Below are 24511 nucleotides of genomic sequence, written 5' to 3' on the forward strand. Positions count from 1 at the left end.
GATCTTGCCGTCCTCGTCGAAGTGCAGGAAGTCGCAGCCGGTCAGCCGCTTGCCGTCGACGGTGGCCTCGAACACGAACGCGTGATCACGACCGTTCGCGTCGGCGATCTCGCGCACATAGCGGAAATCTTCGAACACGCGGATCACCGCGCGCAGGATGGCCGCGGTGATCACCTTGCCCGGGTACGGCTGGAATGCCACCGGACTGGTGAACACCACGTTGTCGGCCAGCAGCGCCTCGATGGCGGCCTCGTCACGAGCTTCCACGGCTGCGCGGAAGGGGTGCATCTCCCACCTCCTATACTCAAGAAATTTAATAGGTGACTTGAACCGTATCCAGGTCGAGTCGACCTGTCCATAGCTCGAAGGACAGATATTTGATTAATCTTCTCGAGTGGTAGCCTGAGCCGATGGCGCTACGTAACGCGGTGCTGGCCGCCCTGCTGGAGGGCGAGGCTTCCGGCTACGACCTGGCCAAGAGCTTCGACGCCTCGGTGGCCAACTTCTGGATGGCCACGCCCCAGCAGCTGTACAAGGAGCTGGAGCGGATGGCGGCCGATGGCCTCATCGAGACCCGGGTCGTGCAGCAGGAGCGCAGGCCCAACAAGCGCCTGCACGCCATCACCCCCGCCGGGCGCGCGGCTCTCCACGAATTCGTCGAGAAGCCGGCCAAGCCCACCGCCATCCGCGACGAGATGATGGTGAAGGTGCAGGGCATGGACGTCGAGGACGCCCCCGCCGTGCGTGCCGCGGTAGCGGACAAGCTGGAGTGGTCCAAGTCGAAACTGGCCCGCTACGAACGCCTGCGTTCCCGGTTGCTGGACGGCCGCAGCGAGCAGGCGTACCTGGCCGAGGCCGAGCGGGTCGGCCCCTATCTCACACTGCTGCGCGGAATCTCCTTCGAGCAGGAGAACATTCGATGGGGGGAGTTCACGCTGTCGGTGATCGATCGGCGGATCGCCGCGCACGTGTGACCGTCGCGGCGAAAAGCCCGCACCACCAGTCGATACGGCGTTCTTTCTACACCGGGACTCGGTCCGGTTCCGGTTCGCGGTCCTCGACCCGCTCGGTCGCGCTCGCCTGCGCGAGCGGACTTACCCGATGCAGCGCCGCGTATCCCACGCTCGCCGAGACCAGCGCGACGAATACCCCTAGGTTGCTGCTACCCAGGCCACCCGCGCGGGCGGCGGGCGTGAACAGGTAGCCGAGCAGCGGGCCGACATGCGGATCGGGCGAGGTGACCAAGCCGAGCCCGGCGATGGTCGCGACGATCAGACAGCCGACCCCGACGCGGTTCACCTTGCCGTAGCCGCCGACCGGGCTGTACAGGGCCGTCCGGTCGTAGCCGACGCGGCGACGCTGCCACAGGTCGACCACGAAGATTCCGGTCCATGCGGCCATCACCACACCGGTGGTGGTCAGGAACGCCTGGAACGGAGCGAAGAACCCGGGGGCCGCGAATGCCACATAGCCGCCGGCAGCGGCGATCAGGGCCGCGTCGATCAGAACGGTGTAGTGCCGGGATATCCGGACGCCCAACGTCTGCAGCGCGAGCCCGGAGGAGTAGAGGCCGATGATGGAGCCCGACACGAAGCCCACCAGCGCCAGGATCAGGTAGGGCACCAGAAACCAGGTGGGCAAGTGGGCCGACAGCGCGCTGATCGGATCGGTGGCCGCCGTCGCCGCGATGTCCGGATCCCCCGCCGCGAGCACCGTGCCGAGTCCCATCAGAACGAGGGCGGGAGCGGTGCCACCGAACGTGATCCAGCCGACCAGCGCGCGTTTGCCTGCGGTGCGGGGCAGGTAGCGGGTGTAGTCGGCCGCGCAGTTGACCCAGCTCAAGCCCAGCGTGTTGGCGACCAGCATCACCCCGCCCACGAACGCGCCCACGCTGACCTGTCCGTGCGTCGCGAACGAGATCCTGGGCAGCGTCAGCACTACATAGACCACCGACAGCGCGGTGAATGCGAGGGCGAACCACTTCTGGATCCGCAGGATCACGTGACAGCCGTAGATTCCGATCACCGTGGTCACCACGATGACAGTGACGAGAGTGACGACCATGAGCGGTGCGGTGTCCATATCCGGGTCGAGCCGGTGTGCCACCGTGCGGGCCGCGAGGGTCGCCAGCACCGCCGAGAAGGTCTCCCATCCGACCAACGCCAGGTAGCTCAGCAGTGCCGGAATCTTGTTGCCGTGGAACCCGAACGCGGCGCGGCCGGCAACCATGGTCGCCGCTCCCCCTTGCTGCCCGGCCAGCGACACCAAGCCGAGCAGGAGGAAGGAGAGCACCGCGCCCAGCGCGGCGGCCAGCGCCGCCACATGCCAGTCCAGGCCCAGTGCGGTGACGTACGGACCGAACGACACCAGGACCACATTGCAGCTGGTGCCCGCCCACGGCCAGAACAAGGCGCGTGGCTTGCCTCGACGTTCCTCGTCCGCCACCCATTCGGCGCCCTTGCGCTCGACGGACCAGTCCGACGGTTCTATTGAACTCCCGACCATGTCGAATCCCATCGTCGAGGTGGGAGGAACCGCCGACCCAGTCTCACCACCGTGCACCTATACAACGTGCCGTTATGTGTTGGCCCATTGTAAGTGCGAGAACGCCGATGGGGAACCAAAGTTGATAGCACAACCAAAACCGCAGCGCGGTGGCTTCACGGCGTTGGAAGCTCCCGTGGACTGGTGACAGATGAGCGGCCGTGCGGTCGTCAGCTCACTAATGCCTGCGGCGACAGTGTCTTCAGCATCCCGTTCGCCCAGCGCAGTTGCCGCAGCGTTTGCGGGTGGCAGCGCTGACAGAGGTCGACCAATTCGAGGTCCTGTGCCGCTTGGGCTCCTTGGGCCAGCAGTTCCCAGTCGAGGGACACGCCCGCCGCGACGCGGTGCAGACGGCGCAGATCGGCGAGCAGAAGCAGGGCCGGTTCCGGCCGACGGCCCAACCGGGCGCTCAGACGTTCCTGCAGACCCGCGCCGAGGGCGTCGGTGCGGGGCTCGGGGCGCAGCTTCAGCCCGTATCGGCGGCCCGCGTCGGCAAGGTCGGCGATGTGGTCGAGGGACCAGCGCCGAATGTCCAACGCCACGTGCCGGATTTCGTGTTCGGTGACGTGGCGTGCGGAGATCGCGGACAATTCCCGGGCGAGTTTGCGCTCGGATCGGTGCAATTCGCACAGCGCGATGCGGAGTTTCATCGGTTCGGGACCTCGAGCAGTTCTTCGTCGTCGAGCGCCGCGGTCCCGCCCACGGTGGCGGCGATCCCGGACGTGATCGGCGCGGACGCGGTGGCGGTGGGGGCAGGCGCCGGGTGCCCGTCGGCGCCCGCGAGCCGTTCGAGCTTGGCGGCGGCGGTCTTGAAGATCGGCTGTTTGGAGGCGGGATCCCAGTCGGTGATGGTCATTTCGTTGGCTGCCCGCTCGCGCTCAGCGGCGGGCTCGTCCCAGTAGCCGTAGTGGAACGGCACGAACAGCACGCCGGTGCGAATGCCGGTGATCCGCGCCCGTGCCCGGATCGCGCCGCGTGGCGAGGAGATCCGCACCATATCGCCTTCGGCCACGCCGAGTTTCGTCGCGTCCTCGGTAGACAGTTCCACCCACACCTGCGGGGCGGCCGCCTGCAACTGCGGCGCACGCGCCGTCTTGGTGCGAGTGTGGAAGTGGTAGAGGGTGCGGCCGGTGATCAGGGCGAAGGGATAGTCGTCGCCGGGCTGCTCGTGCGGCGGAACATAGCGGGCGGCCTTGATGATCGCCTTGCCATCGGGATTGAGCGCGCGATACTCGGTCGGTTCCACCGGCGTTCCCGTGACCAGGTCCTTGCCGTAGCTTTCGCAGTACTGCGGGGAAGCGAAGAACTCGCCGTTTTCATACAGTCGCTCGGCCCCGTCGGGATGCTCGTCGTTGCAGGGCCATTGGATGCCGCTGCCGCCACGCAGGCGTTCGTAGGTGATCCCGGTGTAGTCACAAGGCCGCCCGGCACTGCACTTCTTCCAAGCCTCGAACGCCGATTCCGGGTCGCGCCACGGCGGCAATGGGTCGCCGTCTTTGTCCCGGAAGTCCATGCGCCGGGCGTAGTCGAGGAAGATGTCCAGGTCCGCTCGCGCCTGACCGGGTGGGGCGATCGCTTTGTCGGAGATGTGCACGGTCCGATCGGCATTGGTGAAGGTGCCGGTCTTCTCGCCCCAGGTCGCCGCGGGAAGGACGACGTCGGCGAGTTCGGCGGTTTCGGTGCGGAACAGATCCTGCACCACCAGAAACAGTCTCTCCTGAGCGAGAATGGACCGGATGCGGCCCAATTGCGGCAGTGACACCGCCGGATTGGTGGCGCTGATCCACAGCATTCGAATCGTGCCCTGCTCCGCGTAGCGGAAGATCTGCATCGCGTGCGTCGGGGGCGCGTAGTGCGGAATCCGGTGCGTCTCGATATTCCACAGCTTCGCCAATTCGGCGACGTGCTCGTCGTTGGCCCAATTGCGGAAACCGGCCAAGTCGCCGTCCGCCCCGCACTCCCGGGTGTTCTCGGCGGTGGGTTGGCCGTTCATCTGCAATATCCCGCACCCCGGCTTGCCGAGCATCCCGCGCAGGATGTGAATGTTGTTGACCTGCACCGCAGCCGCCGTCGCCTGGTGGGATTGGTAGAAGCCCTGCAACACGGTCGACAGCAGTCGTCGCGCGGTGCCCAGCAACTCGGCCGCCCTGCGCACGTCCGCGGCGGCGACGCCGCAGATCTCGGCCACCCGCTCCGGGGTGTAGTCGGCCACCGCCGAGGCCAATTCGTCGAATCCGACGGCGTGGGCGTCGATGTAGTCGCGGTCGATCCAGTCGTGCTCGATGATCTCGCGCAGCAATCCGTTCATCAGCGCGACATTCGTTCCCGGCAGCGGAGCCAGATGCACGGTCGCGGCCTTGGCTACGGGTGTCGGGCGCGGATCGACGCACAGCAACGCCGGGGGTTGCGCTCCGGCCAGGCGGTCGAGCATGCGCGTCCACAGGACGGTCTGGGTTTCCGCGACGTTGTGTCCGAACAACGCGATGACGTCGGCGTGGTCGACATCGGTGTAGCTGCCGGGCTGGCCGTCACTGGCGAACGACTCTTTGAGTGCCTGGGCCGCGGTGGCGGTGCACAACCGCGTGTTGCCGTCGAGATGATTGGTGCCGATCGCGCCGTGCGCGATCACACCGAGGGTGTAGTACTCCTCCAGGAACAGCTGCCCGCTGGTGTAGAAACCCAGCGCACTGGGCCCCTGCTCGGCGAGCAGCTCCTTGCTGCGCTGGACGACGCGGTTCATCGCCGTGTCCCAGTCGGTCTCGACCAAGCGCCCGCCGACACGGATCAGCGGCCTGGTCAGCCGGTCGGGTGACGCGTTCGCCTGCCATCCGAACAGGTCTTTCGGGCCGAGCCGACCGTGATTGACCCGGTCTCCCGCGCGTCCACGGACCCCGACGATGCCGCCGTCCTTGACGGCGATGTCCAGCGCATCACCGTTGCTGTGCAGGATCGACGCCGACTGTACCCACTCGTCGACGTCCTGCTCCCGAACTCCGTCCGCCAGATGCATGTCCACGCGGGCGGGCCACGGCTTTCCCGGTTCGTACGGCGTCCGGTGGCCCCAGGGTTCGGCTATGCGGTCGTGCCTGATCACGACCCGCGCATACCCCACACATGGTGCGGCAAACAGAGTCGGCGGGGTCGTGCCACACTGGCGTAGATGGAGCGAGCGAACGCTTTCCACGACGAGAGATCCGCACCCACCGCCGGTGGGGAGAGCACTCGCACGGTGATCGTCGCCTTCGGCGCGAACGTCGCGGTGGCGGTGGCCAAAACGGTCGCCGCGACGCTGTCCGGCTCGGCGTCCATGGTCGCCGAAGCCGCACATTCCTGGGCGGACACCGGCAACCAGATCTTCCTGCTCGTAGCCAACCGTCGAAGCGCTCGCACCGCGGACGCGAAACGACCCCTCGGGTACGGACGCGAGGCATATGTCTGGTCGTTGCTGGCGGCGGTGGGACTGTTCGTCGCGGGCGCCGCGGTGTCGGTGTGGCACGGGATCACCGAACTGCTGCACGAAGGTCGAGGTGGACAGGATTACGCGATCGCCTACCTCGTGCTCGGAATCGCCTTCATCTTGGAGGGAACCTCGTGGCTACAGGCCACGCGGCAACTCGGCGGCGAGGCGGAGAGCTTCGATCAAGACATCCTCGAGTACGTACTGAAGACCTCCGATCCGACGTTGCGCGCGGTTTTCGCGGAGGACAGCGCCGCACTGATCGGCATCGTCATCGCCTTCGCGGGAATGGGGCTGCACCAGCTCACCGGCGTGGCGGCCTGGGACGCACTCGGATCGGTGCTCGTCGGCGTGCTGCTCGGGGTGATCGCCGTAGTGCTCATCGACCGTAACCGGCGCTTCCTGACCGGTGAGCCCGCCTCGCCCGAACTCCGCGCCGCCGCGGCGGCCCGCATCGAGGAGATGCCCGAAGTGGCCTCGGTGCGCTTCGTGCGCCTGGAATACGTCGGCCCTCGGCAGGTCTTCCTCGTCGCGAGCGTCGACCTGGTCGGCGACCCGGCCGAGTCGAGCATCGCCCTCACGCTGCGCGCGCTCGAGCGCGAACTCGAACGCAACCCGCATATCGCCGACGCGGTCCTCACGATCGCCGCTCCCGAGAACGACTGAAGCCGAGTCACCCAGGCACAGGCCGAAGTACTCCGGGTGATCGTGCACGAGCCGGGTACCGTTCCCGGGCACCTGGCCGTGGTGACCGGCATGCGACCCAGCAACGTCAGCACCGTGCTGCGCCACCTGACCGAACTGGGACTGATCGAACGCGAGATCGACCCCGCCGACCGCCGCAGCAGCCGGATCCTGCCCACCCGCAAGGCGATCGAGAATGCCGCTCGCATCGACGCGGCGCGCACCCGCCTGGTTCTCGACGCGCTGGACACCGTCGACGAGACCGAGGTCGGCAGATTGCTGGCCGCGGTCCCCGCCCTGCGCAGCCTGGCGCACGCCCTGCACGACCGTGGCTGACCACCTGCCGAACGATCAGCGCTGCGCCGGACCCGCCGTCCGAAGTGAGCGGCGATGCCGATCGGTCGTCGTCGTGGACCATGGCCGAGTAGCGAATTCGCCTGGCAACGATGAGATCTCGACATGGCCCTGATCGAGCGCGGTGGCGGTCACCACGCGCGAGGCCGGATGGGGACCGCCACTCCGGTGACTCCTGCCGGAGGCTCGGATCGCACCCGCCGATCAGTTCGTGATGGCGTCGAACATGCCGGGCTGATAGGAACCTCCCGGCATGCGCGTGATCACGCCGAGCCGGTTGGAAGCGTTGATCATGGCGACCAGGTAGACCAGCGCGGCGATCTGGTCGTCGTCGTAGTGCTCGCGCACCTCGGCCCAGGTCTCGTCGGAGACGCCTCGGTAGGCGTCGGCGAGCCGGGTACCCTCCTCGGCCAGCGCCAGCGCGGCCCGTTCGGCCTCGGTGAACACGCTGGACTCGCGCCAGGCGGCGACCAGGTTGATGCGGACCGCGGCTTCACCGGCGGCCGCCAGGTCCTTGGTGTGCACGTCGGTGCACCAACCGCAGCCGTTGATCTGGCTTGCGCGCAGCTCCATCAGTTCGATCGTGGCCTTCGGCACCGTCGACTGCAGGATCGCCAGGCTGGTGTTCGCGAACCGCTTGCCGATCTTGGCGCCGATCTCGCTGTCGTTGAGATTGATACGGGGTCCCATGACGTGGTCCTCACTCGTGATGTCGTGTGCTGTGCACTGAACGAACACCAGACGTCGGCTGCCCGAGCCTCGTAACAGCGCACCGAAGTGACCTGCGCCACTGCGTATCGGTGTTACAAGACGGCAGGGACAGGCGTCTGATGGGTGACACAGCCGAGAGGGAACAGGAGCCGCTTCATGGCCGACACATCGCAGAAGACGCCGGGCGATCACCACCCCGCCCCGGCTACCGCGGCGTTCGTCACCCACCGGAATCTGCTGTTCACCGTCGCCTACGAGATGCTCGGCTCGGCCGCCGACGCCGAGGACGTGCTGCAGGAGACCTGGCTGCGGTGGGCGGGCGTCGACCTCGGCACCGTCCAGGATCAGCGCGCGTACCTGGTGCGGATCGTCACCCGCCAGTCGCTCGACCGGTTGCGGACACTGGGGCGGCGCAAGGAGTCCTACGTCGGCCCGTGGTTGCCCGAGCCGCTGCTCACCGCGCCCGACGTGGCCGAGGACGTCGAACTCGCCGACAGCGTGTCGATGGCCATGCTGCTCGTGCTGGAGACGTTGACGCCGATCGAGCGAGCGGTCTTCGTACTGCGCGAGGTATTCGATCTGAGCTACGACGAGATCGCCGAAGCCGTCGACAAGAGCCCCGGCGCGGTCCGCCAGCTCGCGTACCGGGCCCGTGCGCACGTCGCGGCACGCCGACCGCGCGGAGTCGTTTCGCCCGCCGAGACCCGTAGCGCCCTCGAGGCGTTCCAGCGAGCGACCGAAACGGGCGATCTGCAGCATCTGCTCGACATCCTCGCGCCGGACGTCGTCCTGCTCGGTGACGGCGGCGGCGTCGTGCAGGCCACCCTCGCGCCCGTCCTCGGAGCCGACAGCGTGGCCAGGATACTGGCGGCCGGGCTAGGCAGGCTCGCCGCGGTGTCGAGGCAGCCCGCGCAGGTCAACGGATATCCGGCGCTGATCTTGCGGCGTGACGGCGAGATCGACACCGTCTTGGCGCTTCGCATCGACGACGGCCTCGTCACCGGCCTCTACGCCGTGCGCAATCCCGAGAAGCTGTCCCGCATGGAGCGCGAGACGGCGCTGTGCCGCTGACGAAGGAGAGGGTCCGGCATCGGCGCCCCGGCGTTGTAGACGGCGTCGAGGACGGGATATTTCCACACGCCACCGGAGAGCACGGCCCGGTGCCGGACACGATCCGGAGCGAGGAGCCGCTGCGCTCGGCTCCCTCGCACAACCCGAGCGCTGGTAAGACTCTCGGACCCACGGAGAGCCCACTGCCACGAATGCCGCGGACAGCACCGCCCAGCGCGCCGGCAGCAACGGCAGCGCGGGCACACCGTCCTCCAACTGCCACGCCCGGCTGGGCCCTGGCCGCCGTGTCGGCGGGCCGCGATTGCCGATCGGCATGCCCGATATGGGCGGCCAGCCACAGCGACAGCCGGTCTCGCGGAAAGACTTCGAGGTCCGCTCGATAGATCTCGGGTGGGAAGAGGTGGTTGTCGGGGAACGGTTCGGCGTCGTAGTCGCACGGGAAACGAACGGTGTTCCGAAAACGAGTTTTCGATGTCCATCGATCGATTCATGCTGCGCGCGATCAGATTCGCTTGGCCTTTGATGAAGGCTCGACTCACTGCGGTGTAATCAATGTCGGAGGGCCAGCGGCGAGGCCGCCGACTCGCTGACCGGTACCGACCACGCGTCGGGCGGACAGCTGGGCAGGTGAGCGGCACATGGTGCGCGGCCGGATCGAGGAGATCCTCTCGCGGATGGATTCGCACATGGAAACCGAGGAGTGATCGCGGCAGGGGCGCGTCCGCGGCGGGCGGCAGTCACCGATCGGTGAGCCGGAGGGGGCCGCGTATCTGGCGGGCCACCGCGCGGAACCAGCCTATGTCGTGTCGGCCGCCCTCGGCGTAGAAGGCGAGCCGGAGTTCGTACCAGCGCAGGCCGGGGCGCAGGTGATGCACGCCGTGCAGGTTGAAGCTCAGCGCCAGTACTTCCAGTGGCGCGGGCAGTTTCAGGTTCAGCGCCTCGAGCGGCTCGTCGAGATCGGTGCCGTAGTGATAGGCGTTGTCCGACAGCGAGACGATCACGCCGCGCCCGGCCAGCGCCGCGAGCAACATCCACCAGTGCGGACCGTAGGCGGCGAACGCCGCACCGTGCAGCCCTACGACGGCGGCCGCGTCGACGCGGAACTGCCGGAACACCTCGGGTCGCGCGAGGCGTTCGAGTAGCGGCCCCGCCACCGTGTCCGGCCCGTCCACCGCCCGGGCGAGCCCGTGCACCGCCGCGACGGGCAACGCCGCCAGCATGATCGCCGCCACCTCGAGCAGATACAGCCCGCCGAACAGCCGCAGGTAGTACCCGGGCGCGACCTTCGCCCAGGTGGAACTCGCCGGGTCGTAGACCTCGGCCCGCTCCCGAGTCCGGTTGTAGCGGTGGTGCAGCAGGTGACCGGCTTTGAGCAGCGCGAACGGCGACCCGTACAGCACGGCGAGGACGCGGCCGTACCGGTCGTTGCGAGACCGCGAGTGGTGCAGATTGCCGTGCACGGCCTCGTGGATCACCGACCAGAATGTCGTCGTCAGCAGTAGCAACGGCAGCAGGGCCCAGCCCCATGCTGGGTCGCCGGGAATCAGCAGCGGGAGCCCGAAGAGCTGGGCGATATTCAGCACGACCGCCGTGGCGGTCAACCACGATCCGATCCGCCGTCCGTCGTCGCGCCGCTGCGCGTGGACAGCGCCACCGGTGCACCGTTCGGTCATCTCGCCCCCGGTCACCTCTCCGGTCTTCTCCGGAAACCGAGCGTGCACGACCTGCCCCACCAACACCCCTACAGGGGCTGTCGCCGCTCTTACATCAGTGCGACGAAACGGTGTTGCGGGAGAACGGTGTACGACGGCCACCTGTCCCGAGCGATCGACACCGGGACCGACGACCCGATGCCCGTGGCGAGATCGGGCGTCGTGGTACCGAGACCGGAACGAACCGATAACGGTTCCATGAATCGCGGGCTCGCCCGGTGGCACGCCGGGAAAGGCGAGAACCATGAAACTGACAGTCATCGGCGGTACCGGGCGGATCGGCTCTCGAGTGGTGCGGAAGCTGGCCGCGGCCGGGCACGAGGCCGTGCCCGCGTCGATGTCCACCGGTGTCGACGTGATCACCGGAGAGGGCCTGGACCGGGCGCTGGCGGGGGCCCAGGTCGTCATCGACCTGGCGAACTCGCCGACCTTCGACGAGGCGTCGGTGGATTTCTTCCGCATCTCCATGCGCAACCTGCTGGACGCCGGAGAGAAAGCCGGTGTCGGGCATCAGGTCGTGCTGTCCATCGTGGGCGTCGACCAGGTGCCCGGCCTGGACTACTACCGGGCCAAGAGCTTGCAGGAAGACCTGCTGCGGCTGGGCCCAACACCGTACTCCATCGTGCGCGCCACCCAGTTCTTCGAGTTCATGGACGCGGTGCTGTCCTGGACCTCCGACGACGACACCGTCCGCCTGCCCGCCACCCCGATCCAGCCGATGGCCGCCGCGGACGTGGTCGACGCGGTCGTCGAGGTCGCCACCGGCGCTCCGCTGGGCGGGGTCCGCAATGTCGCCGGTCCGGAGGTCTTCCGCCTCGACGACCTCGGCAGGCTCACCCTGGCCGCTCGGCGCGACAGCCGCACCGTCGTCACCGACGACACCGCGGGCATGTTCGCGGACGTTCCCGGCGACGTTCTCACGGCGGGCCCGGACGCCCGTCTGGCCGCAACGCACTACCGGGATTGGCTCGAGAAGCACGAGAGCACCCCATGATCGACATCGCGGCTCATTCGGTTGCCACGGTCGCCATGGACAACTCCCAGAAGTCGGCGTAGCGGCCAGCGAGACGCAGCAGCTCGTCGTGGCTGCCCTCCTCCACGATCCGGCCGTCGTCCAGGAAGACGATGTGATCGGCCCGCCGGACGGTCCGCAGCCGGTGCGCGACCATCACCACCGTCCGGCCCGCCATCAGGCGTTCGATGCCCTCGTGGACGGCGGCCTCGTTCACCGGGTCCAGCGCGGAGGTCACCTCGTCCAGCAGGACGATCGGCGCGTTCTTCAGCAGGGCTCGCGCGATCGAGACGCGTTGGCGCTCACCGCCCGACAACAGTGCGCCGCCCTCGCCGACGTTCGTCGCCCATCCGCCGGGCAGCCGATCGATGACTTCGTCCAACCCCGCCGCGGTCGCCGCCGCGCGCACGTCGGATTCGGTGGCATCGGGACGGCCCAGACGCACGTTCTCCTCGATCGTGCCGTCGAACAGATAGACGTTCTGGAAGACGACGGCGATCCGTTCCATCAATACTTCGGTGCTGATCGCGCGCACGTCTACGCCGCCGACGCGCACGGCGCCGTCGTCCACGTCGTAGAACCGTGCGAGCAGTTGCAGCAGTGTGCTCTTGCCCGCACCCGACGGTCCGACGATGGCGACCCGCTGTCCCTCGGGTACCGACAGCGACACGTCGTCGATCACGGTACGACCGCCGTGCCGGAAGGCGACGGACTCGAACGCCAGGTCGTTGCCCACCGGCCGGATCGGTTCGCGAGGTTCCGGCAGCGGCTCGGTGCGCAACACGGTGTCGAGCCCGCCCAGCACGGTACGCGCGCTGCGGAGTTTGCCGCCGATCTCCGAGAGCGACAGCAGCGGATCCGCGCAGCGGGCCACCAGCACCAGCATCGCCACCATCTCCGCCGCGCCGACGTTCCCGCCGAGCGCGAGGTAGGCGCCAAGGGCCAGCAGCACGGTGAACATCGCCTGGACCGTGAGCGTCAGCCCCACGATCCCTGGCAGCGCCGACAGCACGGCACGGCGGGACGCCCGCTCCAATCCCGACAGCGCGTCGTCAAGCAGCCGGAATCGCTCGGCCGTTCGGCCACCGGCTCGCAGCACCGGCTGTGCCTGGAGATACTCGACGACTCGCCCGGTTGCCTCTTTGGTGCGTTCGACGCGTTCGGCGTCGGCGGCGGCCATCGAACGTCCCGTCCAGATCTGGATCGCCGCCACGATCGGCACCGCGGCCAGCGCGGCCAGCCCCATGTGCCAGTCGAAGGCGAGCAGCACGGCGACGATCGTCAGCGGAGTCACAGCGGCGGCGATCGTCGGCGCCAGCAGATGCGCGATCACGCTCATCGCCTGCAGCACACCCTCGCTGGCGAGCACCGACACCTCTCCGACGCGGCCGGCCGTGAACCAGCCGAGCGGTAGCCGGGCCAGGCGATCGCCGAAACGGTGGTAGACACCGCGCAGCAGCGTGGTGCCCACGAGGAAGCCGGACAGATCGCTGCGATAGCGCAGCGCCGCGTAGCACGCGATCGCCGCCCCGAACGCGAGCAGCCACGGCCAGGCGTCCGTGGGCGTGCTCCCGAACAGCGCTCGCAGCACCGGAACCAGAAGTGCGTAGGACAAACCTTCCGCTACCGAGGTCGCCGTCATCAGGGCCACGGTGCGTCGTACGGGCTGGGCGTACTCGTCGCCCAGCACGCGCAGCAGCATTCGGATCATCGGCGCTCCTCTCCTCGCGATGTCTCGTCGGCGAGCGGGCGTGCAGGCACGCTCCGCTGCCTGCTCCATGGCCCGAACTCACGCCGGAGCATGCCGCCGAGGGTTTCGACCTCTTCGGTGAGCGTGGACCGGTGCGATCGCCAGAATTCGGCGAATTTCCCGTTGCGGGACAGCAATTCGCCGGGCTTGCCACGCTCGGTGATCGACCCGTTCTCCAGCAGCACGACGGTGTCCGCGTCGGCGATTGTCTCCAGCCGGTGAGCGATGACCAGGATCGTCCGATCGCCTTCCAGTGTCGCCAGGGCTCGGCGCACCGCCTGCTCGGTGTGCGGGTCGGTGAAGGCGGTGGCCTCGTCGAGCACCAGCACGGGAGTATCGGCGAGCAGTGCCCGGGCGATCGAGATTCGTTGCGCTTCACCGCCCGACAGCTCGGCCTCCGCACCGAGCACCGTGTCGTAGCCGCGCGGCAGCTCGAGAATCCGATCGTGAATGTTCGCCAGCCGGGCGGCGCGCACCACGTCGTCGCGGTCGGCCTGCGGTAGCGCCAGTGCGATGTTGTCCGCGACCGACGCGCGCAGCAACCGCACGTCCTGGAAGACGAAGGAGACCATCCGATAGAGCGCCCGGCTGCCGAGCTCCCGCAGGTCGACCCCGCCGAGCAGCATCGAACCGTGTGTGGGGTCGAAGAATCGAGGAAGGAGCTGAACCAGCGTGGATTTTCCGCTGCCCGACGGCCCGACGATCGCGGTGACCGTCCCCGGCTCCAGGACCAGGTCGATGCCGCGCAGCACCTCGTGCTCGTCGTCGTAGCCGAATCGCACCTCCCGCAGTTCCACCCGGTGCCCCTGCGGCGCGACCGGGCGCGAAGGTTCCGGCAGCGACGGCACCGCGAGGACCTCCCGGATCCGGTCGACCGCGCGCCGGGCCGCCCGCAAGTCGTCGAAGCCGTGGCCGAGCGCCGCCACCGGTGCGGTCAGACCAAGTCCGAGCAGCAGGAAGGGCAGCAGGTCAGCCGGGGCCATGGCGCCGCCGGTGATCAGGACCGCACCACCGGTCAGCACGACCAGCAGCACGAACGGCGGCGACAACACCACCTGCATCGCCGCGCCGAGTCCGGCTAGACCCCGCACCATGCGAAGGAAGGAGTCGGTGAAATCGTCTGCGGCCGTGCGGAATCTGCGGTGCGCGCGCTCGCCCGCGCCGAACGCCTTGACCACCGAGATGCCCTGTACGAACTCGACGGTCGCACTCGCGATCCGCGCCATCCCCGCGTCGAACTCCTGCTGCGCACGCAGCCGGGCCGGGGTCATCATCAAGGGGACCAGCGCCACGGCCAGCGCGACCGGTATCAGCGTGATCAACGTGAGCCGCCAGTCGACGGTGAACAGGTAGGTCAACGACACCAGCGGAACGACGAACGCGGCGACGAGTTCGCCGGGGGTGTGGGCGATGAGTGGATGCACGGTGCCGACGTCCTTGCCCACGATCTTCGACAACTCGCCGGAACCGCGCCGGGAGAACCAGCCGATCGGCACCAGCCCCAGTCGCGCGGCCAGTTTTCGGCGCAGCGACAGTTGCACCCGGCTGTCGAGCAGGTGCCCGATGCCGGACGACGCGGCCGTGAACACCAGCCGGACGAACAACCCGGCCGCCCCCGCGATCACGATCATCCGGACATGGCCGTGATCGATCGGGCCCGGCGACAACAGCGTTCGACCCAATTCGACGACCGCGAGCAGCGGCGCCAGACCGGCGACGGCACCGATGATCTGCAGGACGACGACGACGGCGAAACCGCCCAGGTACGGGCGCAGCAACCCCGTCACATTTCCTCCCGCCGGGGAATCGGCATCCGACGGGGGCGGTGTGGACTGCTTCCTCGCCTCGGCGAGGTCGATGGTGGTCATCGTTCTCCCCTCTTTGCAATCCCTTTGCGGCTACGCGCTTTGCGAGCCGGTCGCGGGGTGCAGCGCGCGGCGCAGCGCGGCGGCGAATTCGGCGCTCTGGCGCCGGGACACATCCGCGGACAGGATCGCCTGCGACCCGTGGAACGTGCCGGGCCATTGGTGCAGCTCGACCGGCACGCCCGCTTGCAACAGGCGCAGCGCGTACTCGATGTCCTCGTCGCGGTTCGGGCAGTACTCGGCGGTGGCGATGTAGGCGGGAGGCATACCGGACAGATCCGTCGCCCGCGCCGGAGCGGCGTACGGCGTCGCGGGCGCGGAACCCAGATAGTGCTGCCACATCTGGGCCACTTTCGCCCGGGTCACGAACGGCGTATCGGTGAAAGTGCGCGCCGACCAGGCCAGCTGGCGGTCATCGAGGACGGGTTGGTTGAGCAGTTGGAAGCGGATCGGCGGCCCTTGCTCGTCGCGGGCCCGCAACGCGACCACGGTCGCGATTCCCGCCCCGGCGCTGTGGCCGCCGATCGCGATCCGCGCCGGGTCGATGCCGAGCTCGACCGCGTGTTCGGCCGTCCAGATCAGCACCGCGTAGACGTCGTCGTGTGCGGCGGGGAACGGATGTTCGGGGGCCGAGCGGTAGCCGACCGAGATCACTGTCACACCGGAGTTGTCCGCCAGCAGGCCGGCCCACGGATGTTCGGTGTCCAGATCACCCATGACGAATCCACCGCCGCGCAGCCAGATGAGGACAGCGCCCTGCGCCCGGTCCGGCCGATAGATTCGTATCGGTACGTCGAAATCGCCCGGCACCGTGCGATTTTCGATCGACATGCCCTCGATGTCCGGTACCGGAAGGGCGGCGACCAACTCGGCGAGGCGCTCCCGGGCGGCGCGGGGGTCGCTCAGGTCGGCCGGGGGGAAGAACGCGACTGAGGCTTCGAGTTCGGGATCCAAGATCATGCCGTCGATGGTCGCGCCCTCGGCACCTGCTGGGCTTCCGCCGACGGGAGTCGCCGTCTACGTGAACGCGCGTACGCCGACGGCGATCGGCTGCGCAGGTCGTCGTAGCCGAACGCGCGGCCGTACTCGCCAGTGCTATGACATTGTGAGTCAACGTGATTCGAGTCCCAGGCCGCGAACGCCTCGGCAGCGAGGTCAACCCCGCTGATCGCTACGAGGTGAAGCCGGTCAGCCCGGTCTGGTAGGCGATCACGACGAGCTGCGCTCGGTCGCGCGCACCCAGTTTCACCATCGCGCGGCTCACATGGGTGCGTGCGGTGGCGGGACTGAGGAACAGCGCGGCGCCGATCTCGTCGTTGCTCATGCCCTGTCCCACCAGCGCCAGGACTTCGCGCTCACGGTCGGTCAGCACGGCGAGCCGGTCCTCGGCGGACTTGGCTGCCCGGCGCTGCGCGGTGAACTGACCGATGAGCCGCCGGGTGATCCGAGGTGCGAGCAGTGCGTCACCAGCGGCGATCACTCGGATGGCGTGCAGCAGTTCGGCCGGGCCCGCGTCCTTGAGCAGGAACCCGCTCGCGCCCGCCTGCAAGGCGTCGAAGACGTTCTCGTCGGTGTCGTAGGTGGTGAGGATGAGCACCTTGACCCGCTCCATCCCGGCGGCCGCGGCGATCTGGGCGGTGGCGCGTATCCCGTCCAGTCGTGGCATGCGGATGTCCATCAGGACCACGTCGGGGCGGGTGGCGCGAGCGAGTTCGACGGCTTCCGCGCCGTTGGTGGCTTCACCGACCACCGTGATGTCGTCTTCCAGGTCGAGCAGAACCTTGAAGCCGGAACGGACCAGGCGTTCGTCGTCGGCGAGCACGACTTTGATGGGTGGTGTGGCGTTCACGAGCGCGATCCGACCGGGGTCAAGGGTAGGCGGGCGGTGACCTCGAACCCGCCGCCGGGACGCGGCGTCGCGTCGAGTTCACCGCCGAGCAGCCGGCAGCGTTCGCGCATCCCGACGATGCCGCGTCCGGTCGTGGTGCTGCTATCCGTGCGGACCGGTGCGGCGGCGCGACGACCCTCGTCGGCGACCCGTATCCGCAAGGCGTCGATGCCGGGTTCGAGCGCCACGGTCACCCTGGTCGGACCGACGTGCCGGATCACGTTGGTGATCGATTCCTGCACGATGCGATAGGCGGCGCTGCCCACCGCGCTCGGTAGCGGCGTGACCGGGGGAGTCTGCGCGAAAGCGATGTCGAGCCCGGCATCGCGGGCCTTGCCGACGAGTTCGTCGATCTGGCCGAGCCCCGGGTAGGGTTCGCGCTCGTCGCCATCACGCAGTACACCGAGGATCGCGCGCATCTCGCGCAGCGCCCGCGAACTGGTCTGCTCGATGGTGCGCAGGGCTTCCCGGGCCTGTTCCGGTCGCTTGTCGAGCACGTGTGCGGTGACCCCGGATTGCACATTGATGATGGCGATCGCGTGGGCGACCGTGTCGTGGACTTCGCGGGCGATCCGCAGTCGTTCGGCGTCGACCCGCGCTCTGGCTTCCTCGTCGCGGGACCGTTCGGCCAGTTCCGCTCGTTCTTGCGCATCGGCGGCGATGACCCGGCGGGATCGCACGGACTCACCGAGGATCGTGCTGATCACCGACGCGCCGATCCGGAAGAACACCCAGCCGATGGCTACCAGTGGCTTGATATCCGCCGCGGCGATCAGCCAGCCGACGGCGAGGACCGCGATGCCCGCACCGGCGATCATCAGCGTCCGCCGCCCGTCGCCGTAGGCGGCCAGGGTGTACAGGGCGACGAAGAGCCCCAGATAGGAAAGCCGGTCGGGGAAGCCGAGACCGAAATAGATCAGACTGGCCAGCGCCGTCACGCTGAACACCGCGACCGGCTGCCTGCGGCGGGCTGCGACCGCCAGGCCGCTGACGATCAGCAGGACATATCCGAAACCCGACACCGGCGTGTAGGCCGGCTCCAGCGGCACCGGTATCGCGGCACTCTGCACCTGGATCACGGTGACGAACAGCGCCAGCAGGACATCCGGGAACCAGGCGGGCCGACGCGAGAACCAGGCGGACAGCCGTCGTGCCGTCGCCTGCTGAACCATGCCGTGAGCGTACGGCATCCGCGAGCGCTCGCGCTCCTGACCGGATGCGCGATCGACTACGACGACCGACGCAGCCGATCACGATCCCCTACGCGGATCCGCGTAGGCCGGAAGCCGAGTATGAACGGCGCTATTCACCTATCGGCTGCCGACGGCTCCGGTTCTCCGCCCATACGGTCCACAGCGTCAGGACTGCTCTTGCTCGGGATGGGTCACGATGGTTCGCAACGAGTTCCGCAGTTGCTGTGCGGCCTGCGGACCGAGCTGTGCCAGGAACTCACGCTCGGCGGCATCGCTCGCCTTGGTGGCCCGGCGAAGAGTGTCCTGTCCGGCATGTGTCAGTTCGACCACGTTGCGACGCCGGTCGTTCGCGTCCGGATGACGTGCCACCAACCCCTTGCCTTCCAGAGTGTCCAGCATCGCGACCATCGTGGTGCGGTCGATGCCCAGCCGCTGCGCCGCCTGCTGTTGGGACGTGGGTTCACGGCCCGCGAGGACGGACAGCACGCCGAGCTCGCGCCCGTCGATGCCGTACGGCGCCAACGCTTTCGTGTTCAGCTCGGCCATCCGCAACTGCGCGTGCTTGAGCAGGTAGCCCAACCGGCTGGTCAATTCGGGGCCCGGCCCATCCGTCCTAGACACCCGCAGATTCTATCGCTAGCCTGATCGTCAGTAGTACTGATAATCAGCTAGACGACAGAAAGGCTCATGTGATGATCTTGGTCACCGGAGGTCTCGGGTTCATCGGCTCCCACACGGTGCGGGCCCTGCTCGACCTGGGCGAGGGCTGCGTGCTGGTCCAGCGTCGAACCGGCGAGGTACCGGCCGAGTTCGCCGGTGCGCAGGTGGCGGTGGAGCGGGCCGACATCACCGATCTGACGGCGTTGCTCGACGTGGGCACGCGCCACAAGATCACCGGCATCGTGCATCTCGCGGGTTCGATGCCCTGGCCACCCGGCTCCGACGAGCCCATCGATGGCGCGCGGAAGGCGATCGGCAGTCTGTTCAATGTGATCGAAGCCGCCGAGGCCTGGGGCGTGCCGCGGGTCGGCGTCGCGAGCACGATCGGCGTCTACGCCGGCCTGACCGGTGCGGGTCCACTGCGGGAAGACATGCCCGTTCCGCTGACCGCACCCCATCCGATACCGAGCTTCAAGAAGATCGGTGAGCTGCTCGCCGACCATTTGACCGGGGCGACCGGCATCGAGATCGTCAATTACCGAATCTCCGCCATCTGGGGCCCGCGCGGCCGACCCGCGGACCCGTTCTTCCCGGCCCCTCAGCTCGTCCATGCCGCCACCCGCGGCACCGCGCCGGACCTGTCGTCGCTGCGCTTCCCCGCCTACGCGGACGACGCGATCGACCTGTGCTACGTGAAGGACTGCGGCCGGGCCATCGCACTCCTGCAACTGGCAGACCGGCTCAATCACCGCACCTACAACGTCGCTTCCGGCCGCGCGACTACCAACGCCGAAGTCATCGCCGCGATCGAGAAGGTCGTCCCGGACGCCGGGATCGACCTCCCCACCGGTGGGTCCGGACAACGCAACTACCTCGATATCACCCGTATCCAGCAGGACACCGGCTACCGGCCCGACTACGACACCGAACGCGCGACCACCGACTACATCGCCTGGCTGCGCGCGGGCAATGAGCGCTGAGCGGGTTTCGTGGCCCCGCAAGCGCCGCTGGGCCGGAAGGGTTCGACGAGTTGGGCGAGATAGCCGCTGGGGTAGTCGGGCTTGGCGGCCATCCCGAGGTCGTCGCTGGTGAAGCGGCGGTCCGGGTCGTAGGAGTAGGTGCGCAACAGATGATCCCAGAACAAGGTGAACAGTCCGAAGTTGACGTCGCCGATGCCCGCCCATTTCAAGTGGTGGAACCGGTGTGCCTGGTTGAGCGCGAGCACGGTACGCAGGGGGCCTACGCGGTAGTCGACGTTCGAATGTTGCAGTAGGAGTTGCACCGCGACGGTGAACGCGAGGGCCGAAGCTACCGAGGTGGGCAGGCCCAGCAGTACGAGCGGGGTGACACCGGCGACGGTCTCCAGGGTCTGGTGCAGAGGATGTTTCATCAGTCCGTTGAAACCGTAGGCGCGTTCGACGCTGTGGTGCACGGCGTGCAGCCGCCACAGCGCGGGAATCTTGTGGCTGGCCAAGTGGGTCAGCGTGATGCCGAGATCTGCGAGGAGAACCGCGACCAGCACCTGAATCGGGAAGGGCCACCGGTGTGGCCAGACATCGGCGGAAGGGATCAGCGCGGCCATCAGCGGCAGTGCGGCCACGCCGCCGAGGGTGAGCAGTTCGTTGACCACGGCGTGCGCGGTGTCGCGCCGACCGTCGTCGTGGGCGCGATTCCAGTCGTCGTGGTAGGGCAGGATCCGTTCGGCGGCGAACGATGCGGCGATCGCGAGTACCAGCAGCGGCAACAGCCATAATTTGCCGGCGCCGGTGGCGATGACGGCGAGCGCGGCGCCGTTGACCGCCAAGAGCATGAACGGCACGTAGCCGTAGCGAACCAAGGTGTGCATGCCGTTCAGCGTGGGGGCCGCGGTCCCGGCGGCGCTTGAACGGATTCGCTACGGCCGCACCATGGTGACCGCACCGGCGAGTTCGGAGGGGGTGAGCCCGAACATCTCGCGACAGACTCGGGTGAGATGCGCGCTGTCGGCGAAACCCGCGGCGTGCGCGGCCTCGGTGAGCGTGCCGCCGCGACGGGCGTGGTCCATCGCTTGTCGCAGGCGCGCCCACCGCACATACGGCGGGAACGCCAGCCCGAGCTCGGCACGGAACAGATGACCGAGTCGACTCGCCGACAGTCCGACCGCGGCGGCGAGCTCGGCCAGACGCAGCGGGCCGTCGAGCAGGTCCGGCAGCAGCTCCAGCGCGCGACGCAGCGCCGGGTGCCGGGCAGCGCCGGTGGGAGCGGGATCGCCGATCAAGGCCGTCAGTGCGGCGTGCGCCAGTTGCTGGGGATCCCGCTCGCCGTCGTCGAGGTCGAGCAGTGGCAGCGCGGCCCGCGACCACGCGGTGACCGAGTCGACGGCGCTCCCGGTGCGCTGCACACAATCGGTCAGCGCGCGCCCGAGGGGCGACTGCGCGTCGGCGAAGACGAGCAATCCCGTTGCCGTGCCGGTGGTTTCGTGCGGTACACCGGGAGGGATCAGCGCCGCTCGCCCGGCCCAGTGGCGGCCGGCGTCGTCCCGCAGACCGACGGAGCCGTTGGCACTGAAGATCAATTGCGCGGCGGCATGATGGTGGCGGTGCGCGCTCCCGAGCCGCCCCGTGTACAACAATCTGCCCGGGTACAGCGTCGCGGTGCCCTGCCACATGTCCGACACCTCCCGATCCCGCTACGACTGGGCCGCCGCGGCCTCGATCGCCTGCTTCATCTCCGCGAGGCCGTATTCGGTACGAATCCGCACTTCCGGCGCGGCCGACTCCGGCAAGACGTCGGTGATCCAGATCAGTCGGCCACGCTCCCCCTCGGCGCGAACCTCGAACGAAGCGTGGTGATAGTCCAGCGCGGGCCTGGCCCCTTCGACGACGGAGTACGCCAAGCGGCGGGCCTCGTCATCGATGGAGACGATCAGTTCACGGATCACATGCCCGTCCGGGAAAGTCAGCGAACGCCGCGCTCCCTCCAGGCGGGTGTCGACGACCCGGCCGGGCAGCAGGCGTCGATGCACGGCGCCGACATCACGCACGACATCCCAGATGTGGCGCGGCGAAGCGTCGATCACGATCTCATGGCGAATCGCTGTCATGGTCCGACGCTCCCTCGTCGTGGGTCAGATCATCGTCAATTTACTCGAGCCGGGCGCCGATCACCGCCACAGACCTCCGCAGGGCAGCTCGGGCAACTCGACGTGGACATCGTCATCGATCGTGACGATCAGGTCCGGATGACTGTGCGCCAAGTCGGCGGCCAGACTCCGGGCCTGTTCCGCGCACGCTCGGTAGTCCAGCACAAGGGCGCCGGATTCGATGTGGATGTGCCGGATATGCTGCGGGTTCGTCATGTCCACCGCACTGTCCGGTGGGTTGTCGGTACGGCATGCTCCGCGCCACCTCCAGACATCGGTCGCAGCGCGGTCGAGCCATGTGGAGGGCCGAGCGTCCTATGGCTCACGTTCCAGAACTCCTCGTAACTTAGTCCGAGATCAACCCTTCGATCGCGCACCCACCAGCGCACTTATGACGAGGTGACGGTTCATCTCGGCGATCTACCGCAAAGAACAATCAGTAACTTACCAGCTATCGCCGATGCACTCCAGAAGGCTTCGAGAGCGCATCGGCGTCCGGCAGGCTCAGCGCGGCGGCTGGCTCATGTCCCGGTTCATGGTGGGGATCTCGATACTGATCGGCATCCGCAGTTCCGCCAGATAGAGCAGCGCCGCCCTGCGGAGGAATTCGTCGAACAGCCAGTAGGCATCCGGCGCGAGCGGCACCACGGGCAGCAGACCTTCACGCACGGCGATGAACGGCCCCCAGCTCACCCGCAGCAGCGGGTCCCAGACCGGCTCCCTGGCGATGGCCAGCCCGTCGGCGATCTTATCGCCGAGCAGGAAGCGGGTGAAGGCGCCGAGCACCGGTTTAGTGAGGACGGCGAAGTCGAGGTTCGCCCCGAGGCGCAGCAGCCGGTCGGCCAGCTTGGCGCCCTCCGGGGTCGGTGCCAGGATCGGATCCAGCACCTGCGCGGCCTGCGAGTCGGCCTCCGCCCAGGAGTTGGGAATGTATTCGTCACGGATACCGAGCATGTGCGCGCCCACCTGCCACGAATGCAGGAACGCCTCCGACTCCGCGACGGGCATCGGCACCTGCCACGCGGTCAGATGCTTCATCACGGTGGTGGGCAGGCTGTGCCAGGTGACCATCAGGTCGTTCTGACTGATCGGGATGTCCTCCTCGGCGGAGTACACCCAGTGCGGGGACTGCGGCAGCAGGTGACGCACAGCGGCATGAACCAGCCGGGTCTTCACGCAGGTCACGACCATCTCACCACCGGGCGCGTAGGCATTCGCGGTCCCGATGTCGTAACCGAGCTTGGCGGTCTTCAAGATGCGGTCCTTCAGGTCGTGACCGCCCTTGGAGTAGTAGACCGCGCGCGCCTCCTTGGGAATGACCGTGCTCATCATGCCGCTGGCCAGCCCGTAGAGCACGCCGAGATACAGCCCGCGCTTCTTGTTGAACTCGACGGCGGTGGTCAGCTTTCCGCGATCAGCCCAGGGCGGCAGCTGACGTGCGTATTCCATGAAGTCGCGCAGATCCGGCGGCAATCCGTCCGGCAAAGGCTGCCCGTTCGCGGTCCAGGTGCGCAACAGCTCGTTGACCCTCGGCACCTCCCCCCGGTCGATCAGAGAGGCGACCAACTGATCCGCCTCGGGATCCCAGACGGTGAGCGGATCGGCCCCTTCACCGGAGCCGGCCACCGAACCCTGCGGGGACCACGTCCACGGCTCCGCGCGCGCGGGGGTCGCCATGGCCAGCGCGCCGAGCGCGCCCAACACCCCACCGGCTTTCAACGCGTTGCGCCTGCTGAGTCCATCCATGTCTGCGCCACTCCTCATTGAGCCGAGCGCCGCCGTGATGATGCGACGAAAGATCGGCAGCACTCGTACATCGCCGTCGCATCGATAAGAACAGTCATTAACTTAGCAAGCACTGGCGCTTGTTGTCCCGACTTTTCCGTAACTTGCCGACACCAATCGCACCATGGCCGACACTCGCGCAGCTCCGGTGCAGAATCGCAGCCGACCAGCACATTTGCCAAATTTGAACACTTGACCAGCGACTTACCGATAGAACGACATCCGGCGTGCCACCAGGTTCCCTCCGCCTATCACCACCTGAATCAGTATCAAATAACTAGTCACATAGACAGTTGGTCACCCAGTCTTCTTGCTGCCGTGCCACTGCGGACCATGACCGCCGCACAACGAAACGGGCCGGGCGGTTGTACCGCCCGGCCCGTGTTCGGTCGACGTCAGCGACCGGCGTGGCTGTGCTGTCCGCCGCGCACCTTGGCTTCGTTGGGCTGCGCTTCGGCGCCCTTGCGTCCGGCCGCACTCGGATCGGCCGAGTTACGCTCGCCGAAGCTGCCGGTGCTGGCCTGGCCGCCGCGACGCGCCTGCTCCTCGGTGTCGGAACGGTTGCCGAACTGGCCCGGGTTCTTCTGGTCTGCCATCACTTGCTCCTTTCGGTAGCGGATGAAACCGACTGTGGCTCTTGGCGCCACGTCTTCGTGCTACCCCTGCCCCAGTGCTCGAATCAGCCTCGGAGCTTCTTCACACGA

The 24511-nt window shown here is 67.9% G+C and carries 23 protein-coding genes and 1 pseudogene; 6 read left to right on the plus strand and 18 right to left on the minus strand.

Going from position 1 to position 24511, the window contains the following annotated elements:
* Positions 1-288: nuclear transport factor 2 family protein (locus ABZW96_RS32710; RefSeq protein ID WP_355080073.1), on the minus strand; the 288-nt coding region annotated here is incomplete at its 3' end.
* A 122-nt stretch (positions 289-410) separates the two neighbouring features.
* On the opposite strand from ABZW96_RS32710, the gene ABZW96_RS32715 reads away from it, so the two are divergent.
* On the plus strand, positions 411-974 hold the full coding sequence (locus tag ABZW96_RS32715) for a PadR family transcriptional regulator (protein WP_355080075.1): 564 nt from the start codon (positions 411-413) through the stop codon (positions 972-974).
* Positions 975-1020: 46 nt separating this feature from the next.
* Here the strand turns inward: ABZW96_RS32715 and ABZW96_RS32720 are convergent, their stop codons facing one another.
* The 3 genes from ABZW96_RS32720 to ABZW96_RS32730 form a co-directional block, all read right to left on the minus strand.
* Positions 1021-2505, minus strand: coding sequence for a cytosine permease (locus ABZW96_RS32720; RefSeq protein ID WP_355080077.1), 1485 nt, complete (start codon positions 2503-2505; stop codon positions 1021-1023).
* Positions 2506-2714: 209 nt separating this feature from the next.
* Entirely contained in the window at positions 2715-3194 is a 480-nt protein-coding gene (locus ABZW96_RS32725) for a hypothetical protein (RefSeq protein WP_355080079.1), read from the minus strand.
* Positions 3191-5635 (minus strand): nitrate reductase, encoded by a 2445-nt coding sequence (locus ABZW96_RS32730; RefSeq protein WP_355080164.1) that lies wholly within the window; start codon positions 5633-5635, stop codon positions 3191-3193. Before ABZW96_RS32730 ends, ABZW96_RS32725 begins: the two co-directional genes overlap by 4 nt.
* Positions 5636-5704: 69 nt before the next feature.
* Between ABZW96_RS32730 and ABZW96_RS32735 the strand changes: the two genes are divergently transcribed.
* Positions 5705-6667, plus strand: coding sequence for a cation transporter (locus tag ABZW96_RS32735; protein ID WP_355080081.1), 963 nt, complete (start codon positions 5705-5707; stop codon positions 6665-6667).
* An 18-nt stretch (positions 6668-6685) separates the two neighbouring features.
* Positions 6686-7021, plus strand: a pseudogene (locus tag ABZW96_RS32740) (MarR family transcriptional regulator); the annotation flags it as partial.
* A 222-nt stretch (positions 7022-7243) separates the two neighbouring features.
* Here ABZW96_RS32740 and ABZW96_RS32745 read toward each other — a convergent pair.
* Complete coding sequence (locus ABZW96_RS32745; protein ID WP_355080082.1) at positions 7244-7729, minus strand: carboxymuconolactone decarboxylase family protein; 486 nt, start codon at positions 7727-7729, stop codon at positions 7244-7246.
* Positions 7730-7906: 177 nt separating this feature from the next.
* Between ABZW96_RS32745 and ABZW96_RS32750 the strand changes: the two genes are divergently transcribed.
* Positions 7907-8821, plus strand: a complete 915-nt coding sequence (locus tag ABZW96_RS32750; RefSeq protein WP_355080084.1) for an RNA polymerase sigma-70 factor — start codon at positions 7907-7909, stop codon at positions 8819-8821.
* Between the two features lie 737 nt (positions 8822-9558).
* Here the strand turns inward: ABZW96_RS32750 and ABZW96_RS32755 are convergent.
* A complete protein-coding gene (locus ABZW96_RS32755) occupies positions 9559-10542 on the minus strand; it encodes a fatty acid desaturase (protein WP_355080086.1) in 984 nt (327 codons plus the stop codon).
* A 235-nt stretch (positions 10543-10777) separates the two neighbouring features.
* Between ABZW96_RS32755 and ABZW96_RS32760 the strand changes: the two genes are divergently transcribed.
* Positions 10778-11527 carry an NAD(P)H-binding protein gene (locus ABZW96_RS32760; RefSeq protein WP_355080088.1) on the plus strand — a complete coding sequence of 250 codons (750 nt, stop codon included), beginning with the start codon at positions 10778-10780 and terminating at the stop codon, positions 11525-11527.
* A gap of 13 nt (positions 11528-11540) precedes the next feature.
* On the opposite strand, the gene ABZW96_RS32765 is transcribed toward ABZW96_RS32760, so the two are convergent.
* From ABZW96_RS32765 to ABZW96_RS32790, 6 genes are all read right to left on the minus strand, one after another.
* Positions 11541-13256, minus strand: coding sequence for an ABC transporter ATP-binding protein (locus tag ABZW96_RS32765; protein WP_355080090.1), 1716 nt, complete (start codon positions 13254-13256; stop codon positions 11541-11543).
* Positions 13253-15163: an ABC transporter ATP-binding protein gene (locus ABZW96_RS32770; protein WP_355080092.1), complete on the minus strand. Its 1911-nt coding sequence runs from the start codon at positions 15161-15163 to the stop codon at positions 13253-13255. Before ABZW96_RS32770 ends, ABZW96_RS32765 begins: the two co-directional genes overlap by 4 nt.
* A 30-nt stretch (positions 15164-15193) precedes the next feature.
* Positions 15194-16120: an alpha/beta hydrolase gene (locus tag ABZW96_RS32775; protein ID WP_355080093.1), complete on the minus strand. Its 927-nt coding sequence runs from the start codon at positions 16118-16120 to the stop codon at positions 15194-15196.
* A 211-nt stretch (positions 16121-16331) separates the two neighbouring features.
* Positions 16332-17009 (minus strand): response regulator transcription factor, encoded by a 678-nt coding sequence (locus tag ABZW96_RS32780; protein WP_355080095.1) that lies wholly within the window; start codon positions 17007-17009, stop codon positions 16332-16334.
* Positions 17006-18220 carry a sensor histidine kinase gene (locus ABZW96_RS32785; protein WP_355080097.1) on the minus strand — a complete coding sequence of 405 codons (1215 nt, stop codon included), beginning with the start codon at positions 18218-18220 and terminating at the stop codon, positions 17006-17008. Before ABZW96_RS32785 ends, ABZW96_RS32780 begins: the two co-directional genes overlap by 4 nt.
* A gap of 186 nt (positions 18221-18406) precedes the next feature.
* Positions 18407-18862, minus strand: coding sequence for a MarR family transcriptional regulator (locus ABZW96_RS32790; protein ID WP_355080099.1), 456 nt, complete (start codon positions 18860-18862; stop codon positions 18407-18409).
* 71 nt (positions 18863-18933) lie between these two features.
* On the opposite strand from ABZW96_RS32790, the gene ABZW96_RS32795 reads away from it, so the two are divergent.
* Positions 18934-19881, plus strand: a complete 948-nt coding sequence (locus ABZW96_RS32795; RefSeq protein WP_355080101.1) for an NAD(P)-dependent oxidoreductase — start codon at positions 18934-18936, stop codon at positions 19879-19881.
* Here the strand turns inward: ABZW96_RS32795 and ABZW96_RS32800 are convergent.
* From ABZW96_RS32800 to ABZW96_RS32825, 6 genes are all read right to left on the minus strand, one after another.
* Positions 19845-20747 carry a sterol desaturase family protein gene (locus ABZW96_RS32800; protein WP_355080103.1) on the minus strand — a complete coding sequence of 301 codons (903 nt, stop codon included), beginning with the start codon at positions 20745-20747 and terminating at the stop codon, positions 19845-19847. The two genes, ABZW96_RS32795 and ABZW96_RS32800, sit on opposite strands and share 37 nt — an antisense overlap.
* Before the next feature lie 48 nt (positions 20748-20795).
* Positions 20796-21548: a helix-turn-helix transcriptional regulator gene (locus tag ABZW96_RS32805; RefSeq protein ID WP_355080105.1), complete on the minus strand. Its 753-nt coding sequence runs from the start codon at positions 21546-21548 to the stop codon at positions 20796-20798.
* A gap of 21 nt (positions 21549-21569) precedes the next feature.
* Positions 21570-21983, minus strand: a complete 414-nt coding sequence (locus tag ABZW96_RS32810) for an SRPBCC family protein (RefSeq protein WP_355080107.1) — start codon at positions 21981-21983, stop codon at positions 21570-21572.
* Positions 21984-22043: 60 nt separating this feature from the next.
* Positions 22044-22238, minus strand: a complete 195-nt coding sequence (locus ABZW96_RS32815) for a hypothetical protein (RefSeq protein WP_355080109.1) — start codon at positions 22236-22238, stop codon at positions 22044-22046.
* A gap of 288 nt (positions 22239-22526) precedes the next feature.
* A complete protein-coding gene (locus tag ABZW96_RS32820; protein WP_355080111.1) occupies positions 22527-23768 on the minus strand; it encodes an oxygenase MpaB family protein in 1242 nt (413 codons plus the stop codon).
* 434 nt (positions 23769-24202) lie between these two features.
* Entirely contained in the window at positions 24203-24403 is a 201-nt protein-coding gene (locus ABZW96_RS32825) for a hypothetical protein (RefSeq protein ID WP_355080113.1), read from the minus strand.
* Positions 24404-24511: the final 108 nt, after the last annotated feature.

It is taken from the genome of Nocardia sp. NPDC004168 (assembly GCF_040610355.1).
Taxonomy (GTDB): Bacteria; Actinomycetota; Actinomycetes; order Mycobacteriales; family Mycobacteriaceae; genus Nocardia; species Nocardia sichangensis.

Bases quoted from the DNA above. Each gene is read 5' to 3' on its own strand.
- ABZW96_RS32715 (WP_355080075.1), top strand. From the start codon at position 411: ATGGCGCTACGTAACGCGGTGCTGGCCGCCCTGCTGGAGGGCGAGGCT.
- ABZW96_RS32720 (WP_355080077.1), bottom strand. From the start codon at position 2,505: ATGGTCGGGAGTTCAATAGAACCGTCGGACTGGTCCGTCGAGCGCAAG.
- ABZW96_RS32725 (WP_355080079.1), bottom strand. From the start codon at position 3,194: ATGAAACTCCGCATCGCGCTGTGCGAATTGCACCGATCCGAGCGCAAA.
- ABZW96_RS32735 (WP_355080081.1), top strand. From the start codon at position 5,705: ATGGAGCGAGCGAACGCTTTCCACGACGAGAGATCCGCACCCACCGCC.
- ABZW96_RS32745 (WP_355080082.1), bottom strand. From the start codon at position 7,729: ATGGGACCCCGTATCAATCTCAACGACAGCGAGATCGGCGCCAAGATC.
- ABZW96_RS32750 (WP_355080084.1), top strand. From the start codon at position 7,907: ATGGCCGACACATCGCAGAAGACGCCGGGCGATCACCACCCCGCCCCG.
- ABZW96_RS32760 (WP_355080088.1), top strand. From the start codon at position 10,778: ATGAAACTGACAGTCATCGGCGGTACCGGGCGGATCGGCTCTCGAGTG.
- ABZW96_RS32765 (WP_355080090.1), bottom strand. From the start codon at position 13,256: ATGATCCGAATGCTGCTGCGCGTGCTGGGCGACGAGTACGCCCAGCCC.
- ABZW96_RS32770 (WP_355080092.1), bottom strand. From the start codon at position 15,163: ATGACCACCATCGACCTCGCCGAGGCGAGGAAGCAGTCCACACCGCCC.
- ABZW96_RS32775 (WP_355080093.1), bottom strand. From the start codon at position 16,120: ATGATCTTGGATCCCGAACTCGAAGCCTCAGTCGCGTTCTTCCCCCCG.
- ABZW96_RS32785 (WP_355080097.1), bottom strand. From the start codon at position 18,220: ATGGTTCAGCAGGCGACGGCACGACGGCTGTCCGCCTGGTTCTCGCGT.
- ABZW96_RS32795 (WP_355080101.1), top strand. From the start codon at position 18,934: ATGATCTTGGTCACCGGAGGTCTCGGGTTCATCGGCTCCCACACGGTG.
- ABZW96_RS32800 (WP_355080103.1), bottom strand. From the start codon at position 20,747: ATGCACACCTTGGTTCGCTACGGCTACGTGCCGTTCATGCTCTTGGCG.
- ABZW96_RS32805 (WP_355080105.1), bottom strand. From the start codon at position 21,548: ATGTGGCAGGGCACCGCGACGCTGTACCCGGGCAGATTGTTGTACACG.
- ABZW96_RS32810 (WP_355080107.1), bottom strand. From the start codon at position 21,983: ATGACAGCGATTCGCCATGAGATCGTGATCGACGCTTCGCCGCGCCAC.
- ABZW96_RS32815 (WP_355080109.1), bottom strand. From the start codon at position 22,238: ATGACGAACCCGCAGCATATCCGGCACATCCACATCGAATCCGGCGCC.
- ABZW96_RS32820 (WP_355080111.1), bottom strand. From the start codon at position 23,768: ATGGATGGACTCAGCAGGCGCAACGCGTTGAAAGCCGGTGGGGTGTTG.
- ABZW96_RS32825 (WP_355080113.1), bottom strand. From the start codon at position 24,403: ATGGCAGACCAGAAGAACCCGGGCCAGTTCGGCAACCGTTCCGACACC.